Here is a 25,954-nt window from a genome sequence, read left to right as displayed (position 1 = left end):
TCGCAAGGCCGGCCGCGCTGGGACCGGAGCGGTGGCGCTCCCGATCGACCCGCCGCGGCGTTCCACTACGCTGATGACCCGTGGCGCGTAGGCAGGTGGTGGAGACGAGCCCGGGGACGGATCCGGGGACGACCTCCGAAGCGCCGCTCCGGGAGCAGATCGCCGGCGACCGGTTCCGGCCGACCCGCTGCGGCATCATCAATCTCTGGGACTACCGCGACGAGGAATTCGTCTTCGCCGACGGTCGCATGGTGCTGCGGGGGCCGAACGGATCGGGCAAGACCAAGGCCCTGGAAGTCCTGTTCCCCTTCGTGTTCGACGGCCGGGTCGAACCCCGCCGGCTCAACCCGTTCGCGGGTGAGGAGCGCACGATGAAGTCCAATCTGCTCTACCGCGGGCAGGATTCGGCGTACGCCTACGTGTGGATGGAGTTCCGGCGGGAGGCAGGCGCCGAGGCTGCCGGCAAGGCGACCGCTGAGGTCGTGACGGTCGGCGTCGGGCTGCGGGCCCAGCGCCAGAACGACAGGGTGACCCGCTGGTACTTCGTCGTCGATGGCCAGGTCGGCCGCGACTTCTCGCTGCTGGGTCCGGACGACCGTCCGCTGACCCGTCGGCAGCTGGCCGAGCAGATCGGTGCCGATGTCGTCACCGATCGGCCGGTGGAGCATCGACAGGCCATCGACGCCAGGCTGTTCGGGCTGGGCGCGCAGCGCTACGAGCAACTGCTGACCCTGATCCTCACCCTGCGACGGCCGCAACTGGCGAAGAACCTCGACCCGAAGAGCCTGTCGCAGGCCCTGTCGGACGGGTTGCGTCCGCTCGACGACTCGCTGATCACCGAAGCGGCACACTCCTTCGGCGACATGGAGAGCGTGCAGCGAACCCTCGCCGGGCTTGTACTCGCGGACATGGCCGCCGGCAGCTTCCTTGCCGGATATACGACCTACCTCCGCACCCACGCCAGGGCTGCGGCCGACATCCTGACGGCAAGACTCGACCAGGTGGAGACGTCGCGGGTCCGCCTGGTCGGGTCGCTGTCCGAGCAGCGCACGTCGGCGCGGGCCCAGCTCGCGGCACGCGCTCGTCAGGAGGAGATCGCCGCGGAGCGAACCACTCTCGGTGCCCGACTCGATTCTCTCAAGGCCTCGTCGGCCTACCGAAGCCGCGAGGCGCTCGGGCGGCTCGCGGAGCTGACGCAGGATCTGCAGGCAGCGGCGGGTCGGGACCACACGGCAGCGGAACGGGCCACCGCAGAACTGACGAAGCGCCTGGACGCCGTCCGCCGGGCGGAGGATGCCCATCAGCTGGCGGTATCGGCCGTGTCCCGCGCGGCTGGTGATCTGCTGGAGTCTGCGCAGGAGGCGGGTATCGCCTGGCAACCGGTGGACCAGGCCGAGGACGGGTCGCTGGCCGTCCGCGCCGCTGCGCGCACCGCTGCCCGGGACGACGACGTGGCCGTGGTCCGTGCCCGGCTGACGCAGGTCGAGGAGGCGAGGCGGGTGCGGGATCGGGCGAACCAGGTACTGGAGCGTGCCCAGCTCCGATTGACCGGGGCGCAGCGGGATCTGGATGCTGCGGAGGCCGCGCTGATCGACGCACGGGCCGCGCTGCTCGAAGCGCTGCAGGCGTGGGGTCTACGCCAGGTCGCCGTGCTGGACGAACTGCCCGATCAGCTGATCCCGGATCTCCACGCGGCCGTCGAACTGCTCGGCACACCGGATGAGACGACCCTGACATCGGTGTTCGACCGAGGTAGCGCTGAAGCGGTGCAGCAGGCCCGCGACGACCTGGCCCGCCAACAGGACTCGTTGGCTCGTCAGCGATCCGAGATCGACCTGCGCCGCACGGAGCGCGCCGCGATCGCGGCCGAGCAGGACGAGGCGCCCCCGCCTTTCGCCGCCCGGACCGACTCGCGGGAGGGTCGTACCGGTGCACCGTTCTGGGCCGCGGTGGCCTTCGCCGAAGGCGTCGGCGATGCGGAGGCGGCAGCCGTGGAGGCCGCTCTGGAGGCCGCCAACCTGTTGGACGGCTGGGTATCCGACGACTGGGAATCGCTGGACCCGGCGTCCGACGCCGTCCTGCGGCCGCTGCCGGTGGGACTGCGGCCCGCCGGAGCAACCTTGGCCGGCCTGCTCGTGCCGGAGCCCGGCGGTCCGGTGGCCGAGTCGGTGGTCGCCTCGTTGCTGGGTTCCATCGCACTGTCGACTCCCGGCCTGTCGGGCGAACCCGCTGCAGCCCCGTCGATCTCGACCGACGGCCGATTCGCGCAGGGCGTCCAGGTAGGTGCGCACGTCAAGCCGCAGGCCGAATACATCGGGGCGACGGCCCGCGCCCGTCGCCGAGCTACCCGACTGGCCGACTTGGACCTGGTGATCCGCGCGGCTGAGCGGGAAGCAGCCGAAACCGGTTCCACCGTCGACGATCTCGAGACCTCTTTGGCCTCGATCCGAAATGCCCGAGGTTCGCTGCCCGCTACGGGGGCGGTCCTGGACGCCGGTCGCGGCATCGTCGGGGCGGCCGCTGCGCTGCGGGCCGTCAACGGCGAACTGGACAACGCCCGCAGCGATTCCGACCGGGCCATCGCCGAGGTCGGGGGGCTCGACAGGGCCCTGACTGCAACGGCCGTGTCCCGGTCGATGCCCACCGCGCGCGCGGAGGTCGACCTGATCGCGGCTGCCGTGGTGGCGTTCACCAGGGCCGCGGGCGCGCTGGACGCGCTGCGGCTGACCGCAGCGGCTCGGGCGGAGCAGTCGACCCTCGCGCAGGAGGAGGCAGCGGCCGCGCGGGAGAGCCAGCGCGAGGCGATCGATGCGGCGGCCGAGTCCGGTTCGAACCATCTGGCCAGGGCCGAGGAACTCCGCACACTCCGCTCCGCGGTGGGCGCCGAGGCCGCGCAGGTGGAACGCGACGTCACCGACACCAATCGGGCGCTCGAGAAGACCGTCAAGGCACTGCTTGCGGCGCAGAGGGAACTCGAGGCGGCCATCGAGGCCGCCGGTCAGGCCCGGGGACGGGCGGAGGGGGCGTCGGCGGCGCTGGCCAGTTCGGTCGTCGAGGCCCAGCACGATTCCCGTCGGCTGGCACCGTATGCACGGCCGGACATCCGTGACGTGCTCAGGTTGCCGGTGAGCGTGTCGGCCTGGCCGACGGCACTCGAGCAGTGGGCGGATCCGGAGGCCTTGATGGCCGAGGCGTTGCTCGGACTGCAGGACGATCCTGACGCACCCGTGACCAGCGTTCCCGAGACGGTGGCCGCGATGCACGCGGCCGTGCTGGCCGCCACCGCGGAGCTGCGCCCGACCGAATCGTCGCTGAAGTCCAGCCGCACCAGGGTGTCCGGGTCGTTGGCCGAGTTGCAGAGCCAGCTCTCGGCAGCCGGACACGACTACCGCCCGGAATGGGAGGCGGACGACGAGGTGATCGTCGTGAAGGTCGCCGACGAGCAGGGGTTCTCCTCCATCGGCGAGTTCGCGTCGAGGATAGCGACGGCCCGCAAGGACCAGGAGGTGCTGCTCACCGAGTCCGAGCGACGTGTCCTGGAGGATGCACTGCTGGGTCGGCTCGCACAGCAGATCCACGAGCGGACCACCGATGCGCGCGACCTGATCGGCGCGATGAATCGCGAGATGCGCAGCCGCCGGATGTCGTCCGGTGCCACCGTCGGGATCGGCTGGGAGCTGGCGGACAGCCTGGATGACGAGCAGAAGGTGGTCTCCCGGCTACTCGATCGGGAGGCGGCCAGGCTGTCGACCGAGGAGCTGACGCGGATGCGGGCGCACTTCGCCTCGCAGATCAAGAACCTCCGTGCGGCCCGCCCTGACCGCCCCTACGCCGAGATCCTCGCCGACGCTCTGGACTACCGCCGATGGCGGACGTTCGCCCTGACGCTGGTGGCGCCCGATGGCAAGGAAGACCGTCTCACCCAGGCCAGGCACAGCACGCTGTCCGGCGGTGAACAGTCCGTGTCCCTGCACCTTCCGCTGTTCGCGGCCGCGCACGTCATGCTCTCCTCGGCCGCGCCGCACGCTCCGCGACTGCTGGCCCTTGACGAGGCGTTCGCCGGCATCGACGATCCAGGTCGGAGCGAACTACTCGGCCTGACGGCGCAGTTCGACCTCGACCTGTTCATGACGGGTTACGACCTGTGGGCCACCTACGCCACGGTTCCCGGCTGCGCCCACCACGATCTGTCGCACTCCGCCGTCGAGCACACCGTCAGCGCGCTGTTGCTGGTCTGGGATGGCGCCAAGATCCTGACGGACGGCCAGACCGCCGGTGGCAGCGGGGATCTCGCGGCAGATCTCGGCTCCCCGGGGACCCGGCGGGTCAGCGCGCCTCCGGTCGGGATGGACGACCTGAGATGAGCCTGGAGTCCCTGCAGACGCCGGCGTGGTCGCGGTTGCTCGCCCTTGCGCGACGACGCCTCGAACGCACCGGCGGCGAGCTCTCCGGGTCGATCACGCTGTCGAATTCCACCGACGAGGAGCGGAGGTTGATCATCGGAATCACCGGCGTGCACCGTCCTGTCGGGGTGAAGTCGATGAAGGTCGATCTGGCAGACCTGGATGATTCCGTGCATCAGGAGCACGAGATGTCCTTGGTGGCAGCACTTGCCCTTCTCCACGGGCCGGTGCGCAATCGTCCGGTCGAGAGTTCGGAGGAGGATCAGGCCAAGTCGGAGGCGATCCGGGACGTCCGCCGGCGTGCCGGAGCGCATGCCGGTGAACAGTGGTTCCGGACGTTCCTGGATCAGTTGACCCTGGACGGCACCATCACCCGCCTGGTGCGGCGGGGCGACGCAGACCAGCTGGGCTGGGCCGGCGAGGTGTTGGCACTGCTGCCGGCCGCACAGCCGATCTCCATACCGGTGCTGGCCGAGCGGGCCACCGGGAACACCAAGGCGTTGTCCGGAACGCCGATCGCCACGCTCGTGCTGCGGGCCCTGGCGGCGCGTGCGGGGGTGGTCCCGCCGGCCAACTCGGAGCAGCGGCGGGACTGCTGGGAATCGGCCGGCGTCGTGATGGACGACCTGTCCAGCCAGGTGCTGGTGGTGGGATTGCGCCCCAGAGGGGACCATGTGGTCGCCGATTGGCTGCGGGATGCCGCCGATTTCGGCATCCCGTTCCGGCTGACCCTGCACCAGCTGACGGGCGATGTGACAACCCTGACGCAGCCGGACATCTGGGTCTGCGAGAATCCGGCAGTGCTGCGCGCCGCGGCGGCCGAGCTCGAGGACCGATGCGCGCCGCTGATCTGCACGGAGGGCCAGCCGTCGGCGGCCTGCCATCGGCTGTTGGCCAGGGCCACCGGTACCGTTCACTGGCGCGGTGATTTCGACTGGACCGGCCTGCGCACGACGGCAGCGGCGATGACCCGGTACGGCGCAGTGCCGTGGCGGATGTCGAGTTCGGACTACCTGGCGGCGCTGGATGCTCCACTGACCGAAACCGAACCACTGAAAGGTCCGGCGGCCGAGTCGCCCTGGGAGCCCGAGCTGGCCGGGTTGATGGCCGAGCGGGGACGCGCCGTCATGGAGGAGCGCATCATCCCGGAACTGATAGCCGACCTCTCCTCGGGCAAGCGCCATCCGACTTCACCACGGGCAGGCCGAAGCAGATGAGCAGCCAGATCGACCAGCCGCACCCCGGTGCCGCAGCCCCGGCCCTGGCCTGCATCCTGCTCACCCACCGGGATCCGGCCCACGTCCACCGCCTCATCGACGCGCTCGACCCGTTCCCGGTCTTCCTGCACTGCGATCGACGCACCGCAGACCCGGTGTTCGAGCAGATGACCGCCGGCCTCCCGGACCGTGTCACCGTGCTGCCGCGGATCGCCACGCCGTGGGCGGGGTGGATGGCGGTGGAGGCAGAGATCGCCGGCTACCGGGCGGCGCTGGCCCAGTCCAGCGCGACCCACATCGCCACGCTGAGCGGGAGTGACTACCCGCTCGTGTCCACCGAGCGGATCGCCGCGTACCTCGACGATCACGACGGCCGGTCGATCGTCGGGTTCGATCCACTGCCGCGGGCACCCTGGGGCCGCGACGGCGGTCTGGCGCGACTGCGCTACCGGCACCGGCCCTGGCGCCAGCACATGATCCGCATCCCCCTCCCCCGTCGGATCCCGTCCGATGTCGCGCCGGCCGGCGGGTCGGTGCACAAGGTCCTGGCCCGCCACCACGCGCAGCAGCTCGTCGACGCCTTCGACAGCCGGCCCGACCTGAGAGCCTTCTGGCGCCACAGCTGGGCGCCGGACGAAACCTTCATCCCGACCATCCTCAATTCGCCGCTCTTCGCCCCGGACTGGGCCGAATCCCACGCCTTCTCCGAGGACCTGTGGTTCATCGACTGGGCCGGCGGCGGGGGCAAGAGCCCCGAGTGGATGCGTATCGACCACCTGCCGAAGCTGACGGAACGCGCTGCGGCCGGCTCGACCCTCTTCGCCCGCAAGTTCTCCAGCGACAGAGCGCCAGGCCTGCTCGACGCGATCGACGCCGGCCCACGCAGCACCGCCCGCGCCTGACCTCGGGCGTGGGCAACGGTATTCGCAGCCCCAGAGTTTCACGGGGGTGAACAGCTGACGGCGAATAGATTTCAGCTCCGGTCCGGCCGGCCGAGTTTCATGATCCATTGAGCACGGAGGGTGATGGTTGCCCCGGGTTGCCCACCGATATCGTGGGCCAGGCCACTCATTGGAATGAACCAGAGCGCACCGAGCGTGATAATCTGGGCCGGCTTCCACCAGCCACCCTTCCTGTGACGCAGTGCGGCCGGCCCAGCGGCAAGGTATCGGTATTGCGAGCCCGGATTCGAAGAATTCGGACAAAGCAGCCGAGAAGATTCACCTGCGTCCCCAACGGTGCGGCTCGCAACCCGAAGAGTCCGTCGAACGCGGCTCTCCGTACCGGTCAGCACCAATCGACTAGTGGGGTCAAGATGCGTCTCAGCCGTCCTGTCAACACCTGTCCGACTCGCCGGAAGACCGCAGCGTGACAGCATCCGCCCTCACCCCGGACCAGGCCGTCACCGAACTCGCGCGGGTCGTCCCACCCGGCCGCACCAATCTGACCGCTGCGGAACAGGCCGCCCTGGCTGCGGCGACCACCCGCTTGCTGAGCACCAACTCCGCCGCCGCGCGCGCGGAGTTCTCGAGATTCCAGGACACCGCATCTCGCGGTATCGACGTCCACACCGAAGGACTGCGACAACTACACGCCGGCGCAACGGTCCTGGTCACGGGTGGGACGGGCTGTATCGGCAGCGCCGTCGTGCGGGAGCTCATCTCCCTCGGACCCTTGCGCGTCGTCAGTATCAGTCGGGGTCTGGAGACACGCTGGCCGCGCTTCGACGGCGTGGAATACCTCGAGGTCGACATCCGCGACGCCGATGCGGTGGCCGGGTTGATCAGCACACTGCAGCCCGATCTCGTCTATCACCTTGCCGCCCAGCACGATCCCGGCCGCGCCGAGTTCGAGGTCCACCGCACCCTATCCACCAATGTCACCGGGACGGCGAACATCCTGGCCGCCTGCGCCGGCCGACCCGGCATGCGCGTGGCCTGTGCCTCGACCGGGAAGGCGTTGCGCCCGTTCAGCCGCGACGTCTATTCCTCGTCCAAGAAGATGACCGAGTGGCTGCTGGAGCGCGCCGCGGTCGATACCTCGATCACGGTGTCGGCGGTCCGTTTCACCCACGTCGTCGACAATTCGATCATTCTTCGCCGGCTCGAGGAATGGTCGTCGACCAATTCGCCCATTCGTCTCCACAGCCTCGAAACCATGTTCTACATCCAATCCGCGCGGGAAGCGGCACAACTGTTGATGTCGGCCGCATTGGATGCCTCGCCGAATACTTTCACCCTCGCCGCCATCCGGGACCTCGGATGGCCGATCGGTTTGATGGATCTGGCGCTGGGCGTCGTGGACAGCCGGGGCAGTGCTTCGCCGCTCTACCTGTGCGGTACGGAGGCGGGCTACGAAAAGGCCCCCTACCCGGCCCTGTACGACCCGATCGTGTCGGGCGGTCTCAGTCCCCTGTTCAATGCCCTCGAAGCGTTCTCCGTCGAGGAGTCCGGCACCTGCACCGATCTCGACGTCCACCGGCCGGTCAGCAGCAGCGCGCCGGAGGTGACGGAGCTCATCGTCGGGCTCTGCCGCAGTGCGGCGTCCGGGGCGCCGGCGGGCGATCTGCGGGCGCTGATCGAGCAGGTCGGATGGTCGATGTGGCGGCACCGGGTCGCGTCCACGTCACCCGACATCGTCCGGCGCCATCTCGCTCTCGCACAGAGCAAACCGACCTCCGGCTTCTCCCCCGACGACCTGACGGTCCGCTCGATCGTGGAGTGTGCGGTGCTCGGTCTTCCCGAGCGCCGGATCCCGGGTCAGCGGGCACCGATCGGTCCGCACCGCCCGGCGGGTTCCTACGCGTTCGCCGCCGGCCCGCCGGTGTCATGAACGGACGCGCTGACACGGGTGACGAAAGTCTTGCCACCCCGGCTCCCGACGTGTCGGCGAGCGAACCGATCACCCGGAGATTCCAGGCTGCCAACGCGGGCGCGGAGTGGCTCGCCCGCACGACACGATGGGTGTGGTCGCCATGCGTTCTGGTGCTGCTGATCGTCGCCCTCGACCTGGCGCAGAACGCCCGGCGTTGGTCGGTGCCGATCAGCGGACTGCTGGACGAGCCCGCCCACCTCTCCACGTCCGCGCTGGTGCTGCTGGCCATCGCGGGACCGCGATGGCTGCAACGCAATCCGTTCGCGACCTTCTCGGCGTTGATCGCCTCGATGGCCGTCGACATCGACCACATCCCGCTGTACGCGGGCCTTCCGCACATCGCCGACGGCGGTCGCCCCTACAGCCACTCGCTCTTCACCGTTGGCGTGCTCGCGGTGATCGCTCTCCTGGTCCGCGGACGACGGGCGCTGGTCGGTGGTCTGGCGATCGGGGTGCTGCTGCACTTCGTCCGGGACATCAGTACCGGCCCCGGCCTCATCCTGCTGTGGCCCTTCGATTTCGAGACCGTGCGGCTCCCCTACGAGCTGTACCTGTGGGTACTCGTCTTCGCTGCAGCGGTCGCCACCACCCGCATCCTCATGCACGCGCTTCCGGCACGTCCGGGCCGGTGACCTGGAGCCGGACCAGCTGGACCAGCTAGCCGCGTGCACCGGCCATCGCCGGAACGTGGGCCTGCTCCGTCTCCGCATGGTGCTCCGGGCATTCTTCCGTTGGCGCCAGACTCAGGATCGCCGGCGAGCGGACGAGCAGGGCGACGCCTCCGCAGATGACGACCGCAGCGGCAGCGATCAGGACGAGGGCAGACGTCCCGGACGGCAACTTCTCGTGCAGCAACAGGCCACCGGCCAGCACCGCGACGAGTGGGTTGAGCACGGTGGTGGCGGCGATGGACGCAGCAAAGTGCCCGGCACGATAAGCCCCCTGCAGCAGCAGATATCCGTACGGTCCGAGCAGCGCGATGGCAATGGAGACGGCGACGACCACCGGAGCCGATCCTGGCTCCCTGCTGGCCAGGAGGAGCGTCCGCACCAGCACTGCCGTCATTCCGAAGGCGGTGCCTGCCGCTGCGGCTAGCAGCAGGGCACGAGGTCGTCCCGGAGCGAAGTGGGCGCCCAGCGTCAGCGCGGAGACCAGGCCGAGCACGGCAGCCACCATCCAGATGACCGACAAGGCGGACGGCAGCGCCGTCGTGGGATTCGACGGCAGGGTCTTCAGGAGGGTGATCAGACCCGCGACCACTGCCAGCGCGGCCACGATGTCCAGCCGACGGATTCGCTGCCTGCGTAGCAGTGCCGCGAGCGGTATGGCGAACACCAGCCCCGTGACACCGAGCGGCTGGACCAGAGCCAGCGTGCCGAGCGAGAGCGCAAAGATGTGCAGGGTCATGGAGCCCAGATCCGCGACGGTGCCGGCCAGCCACCAGGGACGCCGGCACAGCTTCCACAGCAGCCGCACGTCGGCCACATGGGCCGACGGGACGACCAGAGCCTCCCGATGCTGCAGCGCGGCCCCGAGCGCAAAACAGAAAGCGCTGGTCAGGGCAGCGATCACGGCGATGACCACGCCTATTTCCTCCGAACCGCCGAGACTGCAACGCATGCGCGTGCAGACACCTCAGCCTCTTCTTCTGCAAGCTAGCAGGGCCAGATCAGCAGAACTTGAGAACTGCCGGGCTCGGCCCCGGCGGTAGGGGTCGACCGGCGGGCTGGAACATCACAATGGCTGGACTCCGGACCCGCGGACGGAGGATCGTGACTGGCATGACCGCACCCAGGGCCCGGCACTCCATCCGGTGGGCACGCTGGAAGTGCGGGGGAAAGCGATACCGGCGGGGCGCCACCTCCGCGCTGCTGGCCCTCTCGCTCGCGTCCTGCGCCGCACCGTCCGTCGGGTCCCCGTCTGCGGCATCGGTGTCCCCGCCGGCTGTCGTTGTCACGGTGGCGACCACCGCCACCTCCAGCGCGATGTCGACGACCGCCGCCACCTCCAGCGCGATGTCGACGACCGCCGCCACCTCCAGCGCGATGTCGACGACCACCGCCACCTCCAGCGCGATGTCGACGGCCACCGCCACTTCGCGCGCGATGTCAACGGCATCGGCACCACCGCGCCTGACAGCGTCGTCCGCGACCAGGTATCACGATCTCGCAAGAGCGGCGTACCCGGGCCGGAGCGCCGCGCAGTTGGCGGCCACCGGTCAGGCCGTCTGCGCCGCGCTGAAGATCGATCCGTCGGTGCACGACGCCGTCGGCACCCTCGCCGGCCAGATCCAGGGCCAGGGCTCGGCCGACCAACTCGTCCGCGCCGCCGTCGCCGCCTACTGTCCGGACCTCACCACCCGGTAAGCCCACCGCCCGCGACCGGCGGCTCCGACCCTTCGGTGCGCACCGCAAGCAGCAGGGCCGGTGCCCTGCTCAAGCGGCGGAGCGCAAAGGCGAGGGCGCGTTCGCTCGGCTGATCCAGGTCGGCGAGAGCGCTGCAGGGGAGCCGCCGTTCGGACTCGGTCGGGGCCGCGGACAGCACCACCGAGCCGGCCGCTTCCGGCTCGGCCCCGAGCACCTGCCAGACAGACGTTTTCCCGATTCCGGCCGGTCCTTCGAGCAGGACACCGCCGGCAGTCGCCAGGACGCGCCGGGCCTGGTCGAGCACCGTTTCACGGCCGACCAGCCTGGAGTCCACGCGGGTGAAGGTGACATCAAGGGGAGCCGCGCAGATCAAACTGCCCGATTTGACCCTCGCGAGGACATTTTTGGGCATTCCTGTCTGCGCCGGGCAGAACTGTATGCGCAGTGAACGGTCACCCGACCAGCGGGCACCGCTATCTTGCTAGGCATGAGCGAGGTACGAGCGACGAGCGGGGAGCGCCTTCTGATCGACCTCAACGCAGATCTGGGTGAGGGGTTCGGCGCGTGGCGGATGACGGATGACGCGGCGCTGCTGGACGTGGTGACGTCGGCCAACGTCGCGTGCGGCTTCCACGCCGGCGATCCGCGGACGATGCGGCGGGTCTGCGAGCTGGCCGCCGCCCGCGACGTCCGGATCGGCGCGCACGTCGGGTACCGCGACCTGGCCGGTTTCGGGCGCCGCGATCTGGACGTCGACCGGGACGAGCTGCGTGACGAGGTCACCTATCAGATCGGCGCCCTGGCGGGGATCGCCCGGTCCTGCGGCACTCGGGTCAGTTACGTGAAAGCCCATGGGGCGCTGTACAACCGGGCAGCTCGGGACGAAGTGCACGGCAGTGCGCTGATCGACGGCATCCTGGCCTTCGCCAAGGAACTGCCGGTGCTGTCGCTGCCCGGCTCGGTCGTGTTGCAGCTCGCCGCCGAGGCGGGTCTGCCCACCGTGACCGAGGCTTTCCCCGACCGTGGCTATACCGCCGACGGCGCGTTGGCGCCGCGTTCGGTCCCCGGCAGCGTGCTGCACGACGTCGCGGAGGTGTCCGCCCGCGCGGTCCGGATGGCACGCGACGGGGAGGTCGTCGCGGTGACCGGTGAAGTCGTCCGGCTGGCCGCCCGCTCGCTGTGCCTGCACGGCGACACCCCCGGCGCGGTCGCGCTCGCCATCGGGACCCGCGAGGCCCTGCGGGGTGCGGGCGCTGCCCTGGAGGCGTTTGCGTGATCGAGTTCGTCCGGGTCGGTCGTACCGGTGCTCTGCTGGAGCTCCGCCCGGATGGGCCCGACGTTGCGCTCATGGCGCTGACCGTCCGGCGGGTGGCGTCGGACCTCGGGATCCAGGTGCGCGAGGTGGTGCCGGGCGCCCGGACCGTGCTGATCCAGGCCTCGGACGCCCAGGCTCTGGTTGTTCTGTTGGCTGCCCTCCCCGATCAGCCGGACCTGGCCCCGACCGAAGCGCAGCTGCCCGTCGTGGAGCTGCCCGTTCGCTACGACGGCCCCGATCTGTCCATCGTCGCCGCAGCCACCGGATTCGCCGTCGCGGAGATCGTCCGGCGTCATCAGGGCGCGACCTACCGGGCCGCCTTCACCGGGTTCGCCCCCGGCTTCGCCTACCTGACCGGACTCGACCCGGCCCTGCGCCTGCCGCGTCTCGACACCCCACGTCCGGCTGTGCCCGCCGGGTCGGTGGCCATCGCGGACGACTACTGCGCCGTCTACCCACGCCGGAGCCCCGGTGGGTGGCACCTGCTGGGCACGACGACGACCATGATGTTCGACGTCGACCGGGATCCGGCCGCGCTCGTCAGCCCCGGCCAGACGGTGCGTTTCGTGGACGCCGATCGATGACGTCTTCCGACATGCAGGCGCTCGAGGTCCTGACGCCCGGTCCGCTGACCACGGTGCAGGATCACGGCCGACCCGGGATGGCCCACCTCGGTGTTCCGCCCTCCGGTGCCCTGGATCGACCCGGTGCCGACCTCGCCAATCAACTCGTCGGCAACCCACCCGGGTTCGCCGTGCTGGAAACCACTCTCACCGGCCCCCGACTACGAGTGCTCGGACTCTCCGGCAGCAGCGTCGTGCTGGCCGTCACGGGCGCACCGGCGCCCATCACGGTGGACGGCCATCCGGCATCGATGGGCCGAGTGCTGCAGGTACCGGCCGGCGCAGTCGTGCAGCTCGGAACCTGCTCGGCGGGGGTGCGCAGCTATCTCGCCGTCCGCGGTGGCATCGCGGTGGCGGAGGTGCTCGGCAGTCGATCGCACGACCTGCTCAGCGGTCTGGGTCCACCGGCGTTGCAGCGGGGCCAACGACTACCGATCGGGGCCATGCTCGATGCTGGGATCACCGCCACCACCGCGTGGCCCGACACGATCGACCCGCCGCCCGTGCTGCCGATCGTGCTCGGTCCCCGCGACCACTGGTTTGCCCCCGAAGCGCTGGAGCTGTTGACCGGCACTGCCTGGCAGGTCAGCCCGGCGAGCAACCGCATCGGCCTCCGGCTCACCGGCCCGGCACTGCCGCGGAGACGTCCGGAGCAGTTGCCGTCGGAAGGGGTGGTGACCGGCAGCATCCAGATCCCGCAGGACGGGCAACCCGTGCTGTTCCTCGCCGACCACCCGACCACCGGCGGCTACCCGGTGATCGCCGTGGTCGACGAGTCCGCTCTGCACCACGCCGCCCAGGCCCGCCCCGGTACCACCCTGCGCTTCGTCCTCGGACGATGACGACACACACTCACCGCAGGTCGGACACGTCCTTGTCGGCGCGCAGCCCACGCCAGACCGGATGGCGGAGGTGCTGGTCCGGCGTCCACTCGGAGTAGCCGACCTCGCCTACCAGCACCGGCCGGACCCAGGTCACCCCCACGGTTTCCGCTCGCGGCATCGGGCTGGTCACCGGGGAGGTGGCCCTGGTGAGCGGCGTCAGCGTCTCGAGCAGATCGTCCAGCACGGCATCGCTGAACCCGGTACCGACCCGGCCGACGAACCGGAACCCGTCCCCATCGGGCAGCGCCATCAGCAGCGCACCGATCCCGCCCGCCCGGCGGCCGTTCCCGAGACGCCAACCCACCACCACGATCTCCTGGTCGGCCACGTTCTTGATCTTGATCCAGGTGCGGGCCCGCTTGCCCGGTAGATAGACGGAATCACCACGCTTGGCGATGATCCCCTCCCAGTTGCGCTCCCTGGTCGCCGCCAGCGCCTCCTCTGCCGGTCCGGGCAGCGGTTCCGGGACGGAGAAGGTCGCTCCGGACGGACCGAGCGCTGCCAGTACTCGGCGGCGGTCGTCATAGGTCTTGCGCAGCAACGAGATCCCGTCCAGGTGCAGGACGTCGAAGATCAGCAGTCGGACCGGCACCTGCTCGGCGACCCTGGCGATCTCGGCCGGCTTGGTCAGCTTCATCCGTCGCTGCAAGAGCCCGAAGTCCGAGCGCCCCTTGCCGTCCAGCGCGACGATCTCCCCGTCCAGCACCGCCATGTGCCCGCGCAACACCTCGCCGACCTCGCGGAGCTCCGGATAGGCGGCGGTGACATCGTTCCCGTTGCGGCTCAGCAGCTTGAAGTGTCCATCGCCGACCTCCACGACGGCCCGGACACCGTCCCACTTGCCCTCGAAACGCCAGTCGTCGCCGGTGATCTCGGACAGCGTGCCGGCGGTGGCGAGCATCGGCAGCAGATCAGCCGGTGGGGTGCGGTGCACGATCTTGCGGTCCGCGCCGAACTTCCCGCTCTCCCGTGGCACCACCTCCTCGAGATCGGGCTGGTCCTTCGTCCGTCGCATCAACCACTGATTGCCCTTGGCCGAGGCCTGCTCCCCCGCACCGCGTTTGGTGCGGATCAAGGCGAACCGGCCGTGGGCACGGGCACCGTCGAGGGTGACGATCACCTCGCCGTCGCGCCATTTCTCGAGGCTGTAGGTACCGGAATCCCAGATGGTGACGTCGCCCCCGCCGTACTCACCGTGGCCGATGGTCCCCGCGAAGTCGGCGTATTCCATCGGATGGTCCTCGGTCTGCACCGCGAGCCGATTGTGCGCCGAGGTGGTCGGAATGCCTTTGGGCACCGCCCAGGACACCAGCACGCCGTCGTGTTCCAGGCGGAAGTCCCAGTGCAGCGCGGTCGCGTGGTGCTCCTGGATGACAAACGTGTTGTCGTCACCCGACGGGGCAGGATCAGCTGCCGCCGGCACCGGTTCCGGAGTGCGGTCCGCCGACCGCTTCGACCGATAGACAGCGAGTTTGTCCGCCACCGATCCACCTGCCTGGCCGGCGGCCGATCCAGCAGGCGATCCGGCAGTCGATCCAGTGGCCGGTCCAGCAGTCGATCCAGCAGGAGCCGGGAACGGGGAGATCCCGTTCTCCAATCGTGCCAGCACTTCTCGGTAGTCGAGGTGCCGGAATCCTGATTCCTCCAGCTCTGCCCACTCGCGGGGCGCGGCCACCGTTGGTTGGTCGCGGCCACGCAGTGAATAGGGGGCGATGGTCGTCTTGTTCCCGTTGTTCTGCGACCAGTCGATGAAAACCTTGCCCGGCCGCAGGGCTTTCGACATCTTCGACACCACCAGCGCCGGCAGGTCCCGCTCGATGGTCTCGGCCAGCAGTCTCGCGAAGGACGACACCTCGTCCGACGTCTGGTCTCCGGGCAGCGGGACGTAGAGGTGCAGGCCCTTTGAACCGCTCGTGACCGGGTAGGCGGTCAGTGCGAGGTCGTCCAACCGTCGGCGGATGGCCAGCGCCACCTCGGCGCAGTCGGCGAGATCCGCGCCGGGCCCCGGATCGAGGTCGAAGACCGCCCGGTCGGGCCGGCCGGGGTCCCCGCCGGCACCGAATCTCCATTGCGGCACATGGAGTTCCAACGCGGCGTTCTGTCCCAGCCAGGCGAGCGTCGCCGGCGAGTCGACCAGCGGGTAGGTGATCGTCCGGTCCTTGTGGGTGATCTCCCGTCGCGCGATCCACGAGGGCGTGCCCTTGTCGATGTTCTTGTGGAAGAACGGAGTCGTCTCCACCCCGTTCGGCCACCGTTTGCGCGTGACGGGACGGCCCTGCACCAGCGGGATCATCACCGACGCGACCTTGGCGAGATACCCGATCACGTCGGCCTTGGTGGTGCCCGCGTCCGGGTACAGCACCTTGGAGAGGTTGGTCAGGCCGAAGCGATGCCCGTCCATCTCCACGTGCGCACTGTCACCGGCCATCGTGTGATGGTAGGTCGCCCGGACGTTAACCTGGCTTGTGACCGTCGACTTGCACCCCGCCGCCGTTGGTTTCGATCCCCAGGACCCGCAGTTCCTGGCCGACCCCTACCCGGTCTACTCCCGGATGCGGGCGCTCGGCCCTGTCCTCTACTACCCGGCCCGGGATGTCTTCCTGCTCACCGGTTTCGCGGACGTGAACGCCGCGCTGCGGGATCGCCGCCTCGGCCGGGCGTACCGGCACCGCTACACCGACGAGGAGTTCGGGCAGAGCGGACCGGACCCTCGGTGGGAGCACTTCAACAGCTCTGAACGCTGGTCGCTGCTCAACATCGAACCGCCGGACCACACCCGGCTGCGGCGCCTCGTCACCAAGGTGTTCACCGCCCGATCGATCGCGGCCCTCCGCCCGCAGATCAATTCCTTCGCAGCCCATCAGCTCGCCCTGGCAACCAAGGATGACGGCCCCTTCGACCTGATTTCCGGCTACGCGCAACCGTTCTCGATCGCGGTGATCTGCACGCTGCTGGGGGTACCGCAGCAGGACGGTCCGCGATTGCTCGACTGGTCGCACGCGATCGTCAAGATGTACGAGTTCTCCACCAGCGACGTCGAACGGGGAAACGCCGACCGCGCCGCGCAGGACTTCATCCGCTACGTCCACGACCTGATCGCGCAGCGTCGCCAGGACCCCCAGGACGACCTGATCTCCGAGCTGGTCAACGTCGCCGACCAGGGCGACAAGCTCAGCCTGGACGAGATCGTCTGCACCGTCATCGTGCTGTTGAACGCCGGACACGAGGCCACCGTCAACACGCTGGGCAACGGGATGCGAGCGCTGCTCGGCCATCCCGACGAATGGGACAGGGTGACCTCCGGTGAGGTCGAGCCGGCCGTGGCCGTCGAGGAGATGCTGCGCTGGGACCCGCCGCTGCAGCTGTTCGAGCGGTGGGTGCTGGAGGACGATGTGGTGATCGGCGGCCGGACCTTCACCGTCGGCGAGCGCATCGCGATGATGTTCGGCAGCGCGAACCGGGACCCGGAGCGGTTCGCCGATCCCGACCGATTCGACGCCGGCCGCGGCGATTCCACCCACATCGGGTTCGGCGGCGGCCTGCACTTCTGCATCGGGGCGCCGCTGGCCCGCTTGGAGCTGGAGGCGTCGCTGGCGCTGTTGCGCAAGCAGCCGAGCCTCCGCCTGGCCAGTCCCCCGGTCTACCAGCCCTACTTCGTCATCCGCGGGTTGGAGAACCTGATGCTGACCACCGACGGCTGATCCTGTCAGCGGCGGTCTTCGGAGGTTCGGCGGTCTTCGGAGATTCTCAGCGTTCGTCGGGCGTGACGAGACCGGATTCGTAGGCAAGGACGACCACCTGGATGCGGTCGCGCAGTTCGAGTTTGGACAGGATGTGCCCGACGTGGATCTTGACGGTGCTCTCCGACAGATAGAGATGCGCAGCGATCTCGCGGTTGGATCTGGCCGCGGCGATGAGGAGGAAGACCTCCTGCTCCCGCTCGGTGAGTTTGCTCAGGACGCCGTGGCGTCGATCGATCCCGTCGGGGGTGGGGAGCAGCGGCATGAATTGATCGATCAATCGTCGAGTGGTGGTGGGGGCCAGCACGGCGTCGCCGGCGGCGACGGTGCGAATCGCGGTGAGCAGTTCGCCCGGGGGTGCGTCCTTGAGGAGGAACCCGCTGGCTCCGGCCCGGAGGCCCGCGTAGACGTAGTGGTCGAGGTCGAAGGTGGTCAGGATCAACACCTTTGATCCGCTGCCGGCGGCCATGATCTGCCCGGTGGCGGCGATGCCGTCCACGCCGGGCATGCGGATGTCCATCAGCACGACGTCCGGTTGGAGCGCTGCCGTCATCCGGACGGCGGCTGCCCCGTCGCCGGCTTCGCCCACGACGGTCAGATCGGGTTCGGCGTCCAGGATCATCCGGAACCCAAGGCGCAGGAGTGCCTGGTCGTCGACCAGCAGGATGCTGGTCACGGGCGGCTCTGCCCGTCCAGGCGCAGGTTGGCCGACACTCGCCACCCATTCAGGGTTTTCGGTCCGGACGCGATGGTTCCGCCGTAGGCACTGACTCGTTCCCGCATCCCCGCCAGACCACGACCGGGGCTGGCCGGGGCCGCGGCGGCAGCACCTGCGCCGTCGTCCTCGACGTCCAGGAGCAATTCGCCGGGCAGGTAGCGGACCTTGACGCTGGCCCGCACTCCGGGGCCGGCGTGTTTCAGCGTGTTGGTCAGGGTTTCCTGCACCAGCCGGTAGAGGGTGAGTTGCAGACCCGGCGCCATCGGGGTCGGGGTTCCCTGGATCTCGTAGCTGACCGGAAGTCCAGCTGCCCGGACCCCGTCGAGCAGGGTGTTGACATCGTTCAGATCAGGCAGCGGAGCCCGGCCGTCCTCGCCCTCCACATGCAGGACCCCGAGCAGTCTGCGCGTGTCGGCCAGTGCTTGCCGGCCGGTGCTGGACACGGTCCGCATCACCTCTTGCGCCTGCGCCGGGTTGCGCGTGACGGCGGCCGCGGCGCCGTCGCTCAGCGCGACCATGACGGTGAGGTGATGGGCGACGATGTCGTGCATCTCGCGGGTGATCCGGGCCCGTTCCGCGAGGGCAGCCAACTCGTCGAACTGCTCCTTCTCCCGCTCCAACCGTTCGGCGCGGTCCCGCAGTTCCTGCAGGTAGGCGCGCCGGGTGGAGCGGTACAGGCCCAACCCAACAGCGCCGATGATGAGCGCGGTCAGCATGGCGATCGCGTACCACCGGTTCGCACCGGCCAGCGGGACGAGGGCGATCGCACCGGTGATCTCCAGCACGACGGCGGCGACGATCGCGGTGCGGCGAGGTCCCCAGGCAGCGACGGAGTACAGGGCGACCATGACGGCGACCCCGGTGGACAGATTGTGATCCCACCACCCCGTAGCGGTGGTGAGCACGAACAGCCAGATCAGCACCGCGGTGGGCCAGACCCGGCGCAGCACGAGTGGCGCCGTGGTGAGGACCATGGCCGTCACTGCCAACCAGAGCGGTGACGCGTCGGCCTCGAACCACCACGGGAGGGAGGTGATCGCGACCAGCAGCGTCACGGAGGCGTCGAACGCCCACCAGCGCACGGATCGCACGGGAAGGCGTTCGAGAGGCTTCATCACAGCAGTATGTCCAGCCCGATCAGGCGTCGCGGGTTTTGAGGCGCCAGGCGGCGGTTCCGACGAGGACTGCGGTGAATGCGGCGAGCACCAGGAACCCGTTGAGCGGGGTCAGGACGTTGGTGATGCCGTCGGTCCCGCTGAACATCGCGGCGCCGGCGTTGGATGGTAGGTACTGGATCAGGTGGTCGCCGATGGTGGCGGGAAGGGCTTGGGCGACGAGCGGCACGACCATGAACACACCGACGTAGGTGGAGATGCCGGCGGCGGTGTTCCGCAGCAGCGACCCCACGGCGACGCCGATCATTCCGGCCAGGGTGACGTAGAGGGCGGCGCCGAGGATTTTGCCCGGCGTGCCGGGGGCGGACAGCGCGACGTCCAGGTTGTCGCTGCTCAGCAGGGCCTGACCGAGCAGGAACGCGACGAGCGCGGCGGTCAGGGTGAGCACGAACGTGACAATGGCGAAGACGACCAGTTTGGCCCACAGCATGGGCAGGCGTCGGGGGATGACGGTGAGGGTGGAGCGGATCATGCCGGTGCTGTACTCGGCGGAGACGAACAGCACCCCGAGGATGCCCAGGGCCAGTTGGGCGAACACGACCCCGGACAGGCTGGTGTCGGTGGCGTCGAAGGCGGCCAGGTCGGCGGCGCTCATGCTGTCCAACTGGCCGGGGATGGTCGCGGCGATCAGCGCGCCGACGCCGACGGTCAGGATCACCGCGATGAGCAGCGTCCAGGTGGTGGACCGCACGGTGTGGAACTTCGTCCACTCGGAGGCGATGACCCGTCGTGGGGTGACCTTCAGGCCGTCCTGCGGCAGTGTCTCGCTGGCAGTTTGGATGGTGGTGTTCATGCCGACACCCGGGCGGTGTCGGTGGGGCGGTACTCGACGGATTCGTCGGTGATTTCCATGAATGCTTCTTCCAGGGACGCTTGTTGGGCGGTGAGTTCGAACAGGGGGAGGTTGGCTCTCCAGGCGATGGTGCCGATCTGTTCGGCGGTCAGACCCTGGACGTGCAGCAGGTTCCGTTCGGTGCTGCTCACGGTGATGTCGGGGCCGAGCAGTTGGGCGCGGAGTTGGGTGGCCTCGGGGCTGCGGACGGTGACGGAATTGCGGGCCGCGCGGGCCACGAACTCCTGCACGCTGGTGTCGGCGATCAGCCGGCCCCGGCCGATGACGACCAGACGCGTTGCGGTCAGGGCCATCTCGCTCATCAGGTGGGAGGAGACGAAGACGGTGCGGCCGTCGGCGGCGAGGGATTTGAGCATGTTCCGGATCCACAGCACCCCCTCGGGGTCCAATCCGTTGACCGGTTCGTCCAGCACCACGACTTTCGGATCGCCCAGCAGCGCGGCGGCGACGCCGAGTCGCTGACCCATGCCCAGGGAGAACCCGCCGACCCGTTTGCCGGCGACGCCGCCCAGACCGACGAGGTCGATGACCTGGTCGACGCGGGCGCGGCTGATGCCGTTGGTCCGGGCCAGCGCCAGGAGGTGATTGCGGGCCGACCGTCCGGTGTGGACGGCTTTGGCCTCCAACAGGATCCCCAGCTCGGCCATCGGCGCCTTCGCCGCCCGGTAGTCGCCGCCGTTGACCCGGATGGTCCCGGCGGTCGGCTGGTCCAGGCCGGCGATCATCCGCATCGTGGTGGACTTCCCGGACCCGTTCGGGCCCAGGAAACCGGTCACGATCCCGCGGTGCACCGTGAACGACAGACCGTCCACGGCCAATTTGTCGCCGTACTGCTTCCGCAAATTCTCGACTTCGATCATCAACTACCCCTTGCTGTTTCGTCTCTTGCCATTCGTGGAGATCCCGGTTCTGCGGGATACCACTGACGGTAGGCAGGGCACGACGGGGCCGCATCGGTCGAGACGGCCACACAATCCGCGCTCGCGTAGGCCCTGCGACCTATACGACGGTCGATGTCCCAGCGGCGAGTGGGTCGCGTGGGGACCACATCCACCACGACGTGTCCCGCCGGCGTCGATGGTCCAGGATGGGGGGATGGGCGCTGTGCGTGGTGTCGATGCTGTCGATGCTGTCGATGCTGTCGATGCTGTCGATGCTGTCGATGCTGTCGATGCTGTGGATTCCTACCGGGAGTGGCGCTCCCGGCTGCCCGGCGCCGTGCTGTGGACACGGACCGATCCCCGCGTTGTTTCGGGTACGAAGCACCGGATTCTGCCCGACGGATGCATCGACCTGCTGCTGCTGGACGGCCGACTGCAGGTTGCCGGACCGGACAGTACCGCCGCCCTGGTCGCCGCCATCGGCGGCCGCCGATACACCGCGATCCGCTTCCCGGCCGGCCTCGGCAGCCAGGTCCTGGGCGTCAACGCAGCTGAGATCCGTGACGGAAGACCATTTCTCGATCAACTCTGGCACGCGCGGCAGGTCATCGACTGGGAGCAGCGGCTTGCCGCAGCCGACGACAAGGCGGCCACCCTGGAAGACCTGGTGCTGAACAGGTCCGGCTCGATCACCATCGATCGCGGGCCGGCGGCTATCGCCGCACTGCTCGCCGGTGGCGCCGAGATCAACGCGGTGGCCACCGCACTGGGGTGGAGCCAGCGGCGCCTGCACCGCCGGTCGCTCGGAGCCTTCGGCTACCCGCCCAGCGTGCTGCGCCGGATCCTGCGCTTCCAGCGGGCACTGACAGCGGCCCGGTCCGGACCGCGCCCGGCCCAGGTGGCCGCCGACTGCGGCTACACCGACCAGGCGCACCTCGCCCGGGACGTGAAGGCCTTGGCCGGCGTACCGATGAGCCGGCTGCTCTGACCGATCAGCCCGGCAGGATCGGCCCGGCTTCTCCGACCGATCGGCCGGCAGGATCGCCCCGGCAGGATCAGCTCGGCAGCGGGCAGAACAGGTCGACAGTGGTGCCGTCCGGGTCGTGCAACACTGCATAACGCTGACCCCACACCGCATCCCACGGCGAAAGGTGACCCTTGTAACCGGCGGACACCATGTCGGCGAAGGTCGAATCGACCACGGCCGGTGAGCCGGCCAGGAAGCCGAGTGAGGCCCGGCCGGCCGGGACCTTCGCGAAGGACGGGTCGAACGAACCCATCACCTCCTCCGTATCCCAGCACAACCGGATCCCTCCGGGCAGGGTGTGCTCGACGTGCGGCTGCTGATCCGCTTCGGCGGGCAGAGCGAGCCCGAGACGACGGTAGAAGGCGAGGCTGGCCGGCATGTCGGAGACGACCAGCCCGATGACGTCAAGAGTGAGTTCCATGCCGGGAAGGTAGCTCCGCCCGCGACGCCCTGTCTTGTACGAATCGGACAGCGCACGAAATCCGCGTCCGCCCCGGTACTGCGGCCCCGCGCAACGACCCCGCGGCCCGGACGTCCTGGCAACATGCGTGAACTCTGGCGACTCTTCGGGACCGAGCTGACCTGGATCGCCCTGCCGGTGCTGCTGGTGGTGGTCTCCACCGCAATCCGGATGCGCTCGCAGGCCTTGGCTCTCAATCTCCGCACGGGCGCCCGTTCGTTGATCGCGGTGATCTCGCTCATCGCCGGCGCGATGCTCTTCAGTCCCGTGACCAGGACGACCCACGCCCGCTTCCTGGATCTGCAGCTGCTCAGCACCCTGCGCTCGTCGCTGACCAACCGCATCATGTTCACGCAGATGGTCGGCAACCTGCTGCTCCTGGTCTGGCTCGGTTTCCTGCTGCCCATCGCGTTCGAGAAGGTCCGGCCGTGGATGGCCGTCGTCATCAGCGGGCTGGTCTCCATCGCCATCGAGACGGTGCAGTACGTGATCGCCGTCGGCCGGGTCAGCTCGGTGTCCGATGTCGCGTTCAACACCGTCGGCGCGGCCGTCGGCGCGGGCCTGGTGAAGCTGATCCTGACGGCCAACGACAGCAGCCGACGCGTCGGGTCGGCGGCAGCTGCCTGAGCGACGGACCCCGGCCTTCGCCCGGGACCCCGACGTATGGGAACGTGCCGTGTGCACAGGACGATGCCGTGCACAGGAAGCTGGAGGAGCGCGCATGACGAGCACCACCCCACCCGAGCTACCCACCCAGATGCAGGTGAGCGTGCTGCGCGGGATCGGCGACGTGGCCGTGGAGACCCGGGCGGTCCCCCGCCCGGCCGCCGGCGAGGTCCTCATCAAGGTCGGCTCGGTCGGCATCTGCGGTTCCGACATCCACTACTTCCGCCACGGCCGGATCGCCGACTACGTGGTCCGCGAACCGATGATCCTGGGCCACGAGGCCGGCGGGCACATCGTCGCGGTCGGTGACGGTATCGATGCCGGCCGGATCGGCCAGGCCGTCGCGATGGAGCCGGGCGTGCCGTGCCGGGTCTGCCGAGAGTGCAAGGCCGGCCGCTACAACCTCTGCCCGGACGTCCGGTTCTTCGCCACCCCGCCGATCGACGGCGCGTTCGCGGAGTACGTGGTGCTGGCCGCCGACTTCGCCCATCCGGTGCCGGACTCGATGAGCGAGGACGCCGCCGGACTCATCGAACCACTCTCGGTCGGAGTCTGGGCGTGCGAGAAAGTCCAGGTCGGCGCGGGTAGCCGCGTGCTGATCGCGGGCGCCGGCCCGATCGGCGTGATGAACGTCCAGGTCGCCAAGGCGCTCGGGGCCAGCGAGATCATCGTCTCCGACATCTCTCCGAAGCGGTTGGAATCCGCGACCAGGTTCGGCGCCACCCGCGTACTCGACGCCCGCACCGAGAACGCCGCGGACCTCGGCATCGAGGTCGACGCCTTCATCGACTGCTCGGGCGCCGAGATCGCCGTGAAGCAGGGCATCCGCGCCGTGCGGCCTGCCGGCCACGTCGCTCTGGTCGGCATGGGCGCCGACGAGATCTCCCTGCCCGTCGGCCTCATCCAAGGTCGCGAGCTGACCATCACCGGCACCTTCCGTTACGCGAACGTCTACCCGACCGCCATCGCGCTCGCCGCGTCCGGCGTCATCGATCTGGACGGGATGGTGACGGGCCACTTCGGGCTGGAGGACGTCGAGGCGGCCCTCACCCAGGACGGCAACCCCGACACCATGAAGGTCATCGTCCGCCCGGGTGGTGTCGGCTGATGCCCATCCTCGACACCTTTGATCTGACCGACAGGGTCGCCGTCGTGACCGGCGGGAACCAGGGCCTCGGCCGGGCTTTCGCGCGTGGTCTGGGTGAGGCCGGGGCCAAGGTTGCCGTTCTCGGCCGCAACGCGGCGCGCAACGCGGACACCGTGGCCGAGCTCGTCCTCGACGGGATCCAGGCGGCGGCCTTCACCGCCGACGTCGTCGACAAGGCCAGCCTGGAAGCCGCTGCCGACGCCATCGAGGCGCAGCTCGGTCCGGTCGGCATCCTGATCAACAACGCCGGCGCCTGCATCCACCGGCCGGCCTTCGAGGTCACCGACGACGAGTTCGCCGAGGTGATGAACGTCAACGTCACCGGCGTCTGGAACGGCAGCCAGGTCTTCGGCAGGCGGATGGCGGCAGCGAAGAAGGGCGTGATCGTCAACATCGGCTCGATCTCCGCCCAGATCGTCAACCGTCCGCAGTGGCAGCCGGCGTACAACGCCTCCAAGGCGGCCGTCCACCAGCTGACGAAATCACTGGCTGCTGAGTGGGCACCGCTCGGCATCAGGGTCAACGCCGTCGCCCCCGGCTACGTCCGGACCGAGATGGCGCCGGTCGACCGGCCGGAGTTCCGCCGGCACTGGATCGAGGACGCGCCGCAGCAGCGCGCCGCCCTGCCGGAGGAGATCGCGCCGAGCGTGGTCTTCCTCGCCTCCGACGCGTCCGCCTTCATGACGGGATCGGTGCTGGTCATCGACGGTGGCTACACCCTCTACTGACGGCGGCCGGGATCTGCTGGAAGCGCTGAAAACTACTGAGACCGGGGATCTGCTCATGAGCGGGAGCGGCGCGTGAGCACCGTGCTGGTGACCGGCGGGACGGGCAACCTCGGGCGTCATGTGGTGTCGGCGTTGCAGGCCGCCGGCCACACCGCGAGGGTGGCCAGTCGCAGCCCGCGTCCGGCCGGGCGACTCGAGTCCGAGCCGGGGTGGAGCACCGTCGACTACCGCTCCCGATCCGGTCTCGACGACGCGCTTGCCGGTGTCGATGTGGTTGTCCACTGCGCGTCCGGTTCGGCCCGCGGCGAGGCCGAGACCATGGCCGGGTTGCTCTCCTCGGGCAAGCGCGCGGGTCTTCGCCACCTGGTCTACATCTCCATCGTCGGGATCGACCACCTCCCCACGAGTTACTACCGCGCGAAGCTGACGGCCGAGCGGGCGCTGATCGCGTCGGGCGTCGGCTGGACGATCCTGCGCGCCACGCAGTTCCACGATCTCGCGTTGACGCTGGTCAAGGGCATGTGCAAGTTGCCGATCGGGGTCGTCCCCCGCCGGGTGAACTGCCAGAGCGTGGCCGTCGAGGAGGTGGCGACCCGGCTCTCCGAACTGGCCGCCGGCGCGCCCGCCGGACGGGTGCCAGAGCTGGGTGGGCCGGAGATCAGGTCGATGCACGAGCTGGCCCGGCTGTATCTGGCCTCGACGGGTCACCGGAAGACGGTGCTCCCGGTACCGATGCCCGGACGCCTCGCCGGCGCCCTGCGCGCCGGCCACCAGCTGACCCCGGACCACGGCGATGGGATGCAGACGTTCGCCGAGTTCCTGCGCCTCGGGCCGGCCTACTAGAGGCGCCGGATTCCCAGGGTTGGTCGACGCGGTG

24 protein-coding genes are annotated in these 25,954 nt (G+C 69.4%); 15 read left to right on the top strand and 9 right to left on the bottom strand.

Going from position 1 to position 25,954, the window contains the following annotated elements; all coding sequences use genetic code 11:
* Positions 1 to 158: 158 nt before the first annotated feature.
* The 5 genes from ABIB25_RS23200 to ABIB25_RS23180 all read left to right on the top strand — a co-directional run bounded on the left by ABIB25_RS23200 (position 159) and on the right by ABIB25_RS23180 (position 9,126).
* Positions 159 to 4,364: a TIGR02680 family protein gene (locus ABIB25_RS23200; RefSeq protein ID WP_502919889.1), complete on the top strand. Its 4,206-nt coding sequence runs from the start codon at positions 159 to 161 to the stop codon at positions 4,362 to 4,364.
* Complete coding sequence (locus ABIB25_RS23195; protein WP_354530898.1) at positions 4,361 to 5,620, top strand: TIGR02679 family protein; 1,260 nt, start codon at positions 4,361 to 4,363, stop codon at positions 5,618 to 5,620. The genes ABIB25_RS23200 and ABIB25_RS23195 overlap by 4 nt, the downstream gene beginning before the upstream one ends.
* On the top strand, positions 5,617 to 6,522 hold the full coding sequence (locus tag ABIB25_RS23190; RefSeq protein WP_354530897.1) for a beta-1,6-N-acetylglucosaminyltransferase: 906 nt from the start codon (positions 5,617 to 5,619) through the stop codon (positions 6,520 to 6,522). The genes ABIB25_RS23195 and ABIB25_RS23190 overlap by 4 nt, the downstream gene beginning before the upstream one ends.
* A 466-nt stretch (positions 6,523 to 6,988) precedes the next feature.
* Positions 6,989 to 8,452, top strand: a complete 1,464-nt coding sequence (locus ABIB25_RS23185) for an NAD-dependent epimerase/dehydratase family protein (RefSeq protein WP_354530896.1) — start codon at positions 6,989 to 6,991, stop codon at positions 8,450 to 8,452.
* Complete coding sequence (locus ABIB25_RS23180; protein ID WP_354530895.1) at positions 8,449 to 9,126, top strand: metal-dependent hydrolase; 678 nt, start codon at positions 8,449 to 8,451, stop codon at positions 9,124 to 9,126. Before ABIB25_RS23185 ends, ABIB25_RS23180 begins: the two co-directional genes overlap by 4 nt.
* 25 nt (positions 9,127 to 9,151) lie before the next feature.
* Here the strand turns inward: ABIB25_RS23180 and ABIB25_RS23175 are convergent, their stop codons facing one another.
* Complete coding sequence (locus ABIB25_RS23175) at positions 9,152 to 10,078, bottom strand: DMT family transporter (protein ID WP_354530894.1); 927 nt, start codon at positions 10,076 to 10,078, stop codon at positions 9,152 to 9,154.
* Between the two features lie 85 nt (positions 10,079 to 10,163).
* A complete protein-coding gene (locus ABIB25_RS23170; RefSeq protein WP_354530893.1) occupies positions 10,164 to 10,583 on the bottom strand; it encodes a hypothetical protein in 420 nt (139 codons plus the stop codon).
* A 16-nt stretch (positions 10,584 to 10,599) separates the two neighbouring features.
* Between ABIB25_RS23170 and ABIB25_RS23165 the strand changes: the two genes are divergently transcribed.
* Positions 10,600 to 10,860 carry a DUF732 domain-containing protein gene (locus ABIB25_RS23165; protein ID WP_354530892.1) on the top strand — a complete coding sequence of 87 codons (261 nt, stop codon included), beginning with the start codon at positions 10,600 to 10,602 and terminating at the stop codon, positions 10,858 to 10,860.
* On the opposite strand, the gene ABIB25_RS23160 is transcribed toward ABIB25_RS23165, so the two are convergent.
* A complete protein-coding gene (locus ABIB25_RS23160) occupies positions 10,847 to 11,194 on the bottom strand; it encodes an AAA family ATPase (RefSeq protein WP_354530891.1) in 348 nt (115 codons plus the stop codon). The two genes, ABIB25_RS23165 and ABIB25_RS23160, sit on opposite strands and share 14 nt — an antisense overlap.
* Before the next feature lie 153 nt (positions 11,195 to 11,347).
* On the opposite strand from ABIB25_RS23160, the gene ABIB25_RS23155 reads away from it, so the two are divergent.
* Genes ABIB25_RS23155 through ABIB25_RS23145 form a run of 3 tightly spaced genes read left to right on the top strand, consistent with a single transcriptional unit; the run spans position 11,348 to position 13,640 of the window.
* Complete coding sequence (locus ABIB25_RS23155) at positions 11,348 to 12,136, top strand: LamB/YcsF family protein (RefSeq protein WP_354530890.1); 789 nt, start codon at positions 11,348 to 11,350, stop codon at positions 12,134 to 12,136.
* Entirely contained in the window at positions 12,133 to 12,759 is a 627-nt protein-coding gene (locus ABIB25_RS23150; protein ID WP_354530889.1) for a 5-oxoprolinase subunit B family protein, read from the top strand. Before ABIB25_RS23155 ends, ABIB25_RS23150 begins: the two co-directional genes overlap by 4 nt.
* On the top strand, positions 12,756 to 13,640 hold the full coding sequence (locus tag ABIB25_RS23145) for a 5-oxoprolinase subunit C family protein (protein WP_354530888.1): 885 nt from the start codon (positions 12,756 to 12,758) through the stop codon (positions 13,638 to 13,640). Before ABIB25_RS23150 ends, ABIB25_RS23145 begins: the two co-directional genes overlap by 4 nt.
* A gap of 10 nt (positions 13,641 to 13,650) precedes the next feature.
* Here the strand turns inward: ABIB25_RS23145 and ABIB25_RS23140 are convergent, their stop codons facing one another.
* Positions 13,651 to 16,110, bottom strand: coding sequence for an ATP-dependent DNA ligase (locus ABIB25_RS23140; protein ID WP_354530887.1), 2,460 nt, complete (start codon positions 16,108 to 16,110; stop codon positions 13,651 to 13,653).
* Positions 16,111 to 16,147: 37 nt separating this feature from the next.
* Between ABIB25_RS23140 and ABIB25_RS23135 the strand changes: the two genes are divergently transcribed.
* A complete protein-coding gene (locus tag ABIB25_RS23135; RefSeq protein ID WP_354530886.1) occupies positions 16,148 to 17,383 on the top strand; it encodes a cytochrome P450 in 1,236 nt (411 codons plus the stop codon).
* A 46-nt stretch (positions 17,384 to 17,429) separates the two neighbouring features.
* Here the strand turns inward: ABIB25_RS23135 and ABIB25_RS23130 are convergent, their stop codons facing one another.
* The 4 genes from ABIB25_RS23130 to ABIB25_RS23115 are packed head-to-tail and all read right to left on the bottom strand — an operon-like array spanning position 17,430 to position 21,028.
* Positions 17,430 to 18,098, bottom strand: coding sequence for a response regulator (locus ABIB25_RS23130; protein WP_354530885.1), 669 nt, complete (start codon positions 18,096 to 18,098; stop codon positions 17,430 to 17,432).
* Positions 18,095 to 19,255, bottom strand: a complete 1,161-nt coding sequence (locus ABIB25_RS23125; protein WP_354530884.1) for a sensor histidine kinase — start codon at positions 19,253 to 19,255, stop codon at positions 18,095 to 18,097. The genes ABIB25_RS23130 and ABIB25_RS23125 overlap by 4 nt, the downstream gene beginning before the upstream one ends.
* 22 nt (positions 19,256 to 19,277) lie before the next feature.
* Positions 19,278 to 20,108: an ABC transporter permease gene (locus ABIB25_RS23120; protein ID WP_354530883.1), complete on the bottom strand. Its 831-nt coding sequence runs from the start codon at positions 20,106 to 20,108 to the stop codon at positions 19,278 to 19,280.
* On the bottom strand, positions 20,105 to 21,028 hold the full coding sequence (locus tag ABIB25_RS23115; protein ID WP_354530882.1) for an ABC transporter ATP-binding protein: 924 nt from the start codon (positions 21,026 to 21,028) through the stop codon (positions 20,105 to 20,107). Before ABIB25_RS23115 ends, ABIB25_RS23120 begins: the two co-directional genes overlap by 4 nt.
* Positions 21,029 to 21,263: 235 nt before the next feature.
* On the opposite strand from ABIB25_RS23115, the gene ABIB25_RS23110 reads away from it, so the two are divergent.
* Positions 21,264 to 22,037, top strand: a complete 774-nt coding sequence (locus ABIB25_RS23110) for an AraC family transcriptional regulator (RefSeq protein ID WP_354530881.1) — start codon at positions 21,264 to 21,266, stop codon at positions 22,035 to 22,037.
* A 67-nt stretch (positions 22,038 to 22,104) separates the two neighbouring features.
* Here the strand turns inward: ABIB25_RS23110 and ABIB25_RS23105 are convergent, their stop codons facing one another.
* Positions 22,105 to 22,497: a VOC family protein gene (locus ABIB25_RS23105; protein WP_354530880.1), complete on the bottom strand. Its 393-nt coding sequence runs from the start codon at positions 22,495 to 22,497 to the stop codon at positions 22,105 to 22,107.
* A 123-nt stretch (positions 22,498 to 22,620) separates the two neighbouring features.
* Here ABIB25_RS23105 and ABIB25_RS23100 point away from each other — a divergent pair, with 123 nt between their 5' ends.
* The 4 genes from ABIB25_RS23100 to ABIB25_RS23085 all read left to right on the top strand — a co-directional run bounded on the left by ABIB25_RS23100 (position 22,621) and on the right by ABIB25_RS23085 (position 25,920).
* Complete coding sequence (locus tag ABIB25_RS23100) at positions 22,621 to 23,163, top strand: VanZ family protein (RefSeq protein ID WP_354530879.1); 543 nt, start codon at positions 22,621 to 22,623, stop codon at positions 23,161 to 23,163.
* Positions 23,164 to 23,257: 94 nt separating this feature from the next.
* A complete protein-coding gene (locus ABIB25_RS23095) occupies positions 23,258 to 24,310 on the top strand; it encodes an NAD(P)-dependent alcohol dehydrogenase (RefSeq protein ID WP_354530878.1) in 1,053 nt (350 codons plus the stop codon).
* The gene (locus ABIB25_RS23090; protein ID WP_354530877.1) at positions 24,310 to 25,077 is read left to right on the top strand and encodes an SDR family NAD(P)-dependent oxidoreductase; all 768 of its coding nucleotides are present in this window, start codon (positions 24,310 to 24,312) and stop codon (positions 25,075 to 25,077) included. Before ABIB25_RS23095 ends, ABIB25_RS23090 begins: the two co-directional genes overlap by 1 nt.
* 72 nt (positions 25,078 to 25,149) lie before the next feature.
* Positions 25,150 to 25,920: an SDR family oxidoreductase gene (locus ABIB25_RS23085; protein ID WP_354530876.1), complete on the top strand. Its 771-nt coding sequence runs from the start codon at positions 25,150 to 25,152 to the stop codon at positions 25,918 to 25,920.
* Positions 25,921 to 25,954: the final 34 nt, after the last annotated feature.

Source organism: Nakamurella sp. UYEF19 (assembly GCF_040546275.1).
In the GTDB taxonomy this organism is placed as follows: domain Bacteria; phylum Actinomycetota; class Actinomycetes; order Mycobacteriales; family Nakamurellaceae; genus Nakamurella.
The sequence above is the reverse complement of the archived record's forward strand: the minus strand, read 5'-3'. Positions and strand labels throughout refer to the sequence as shown.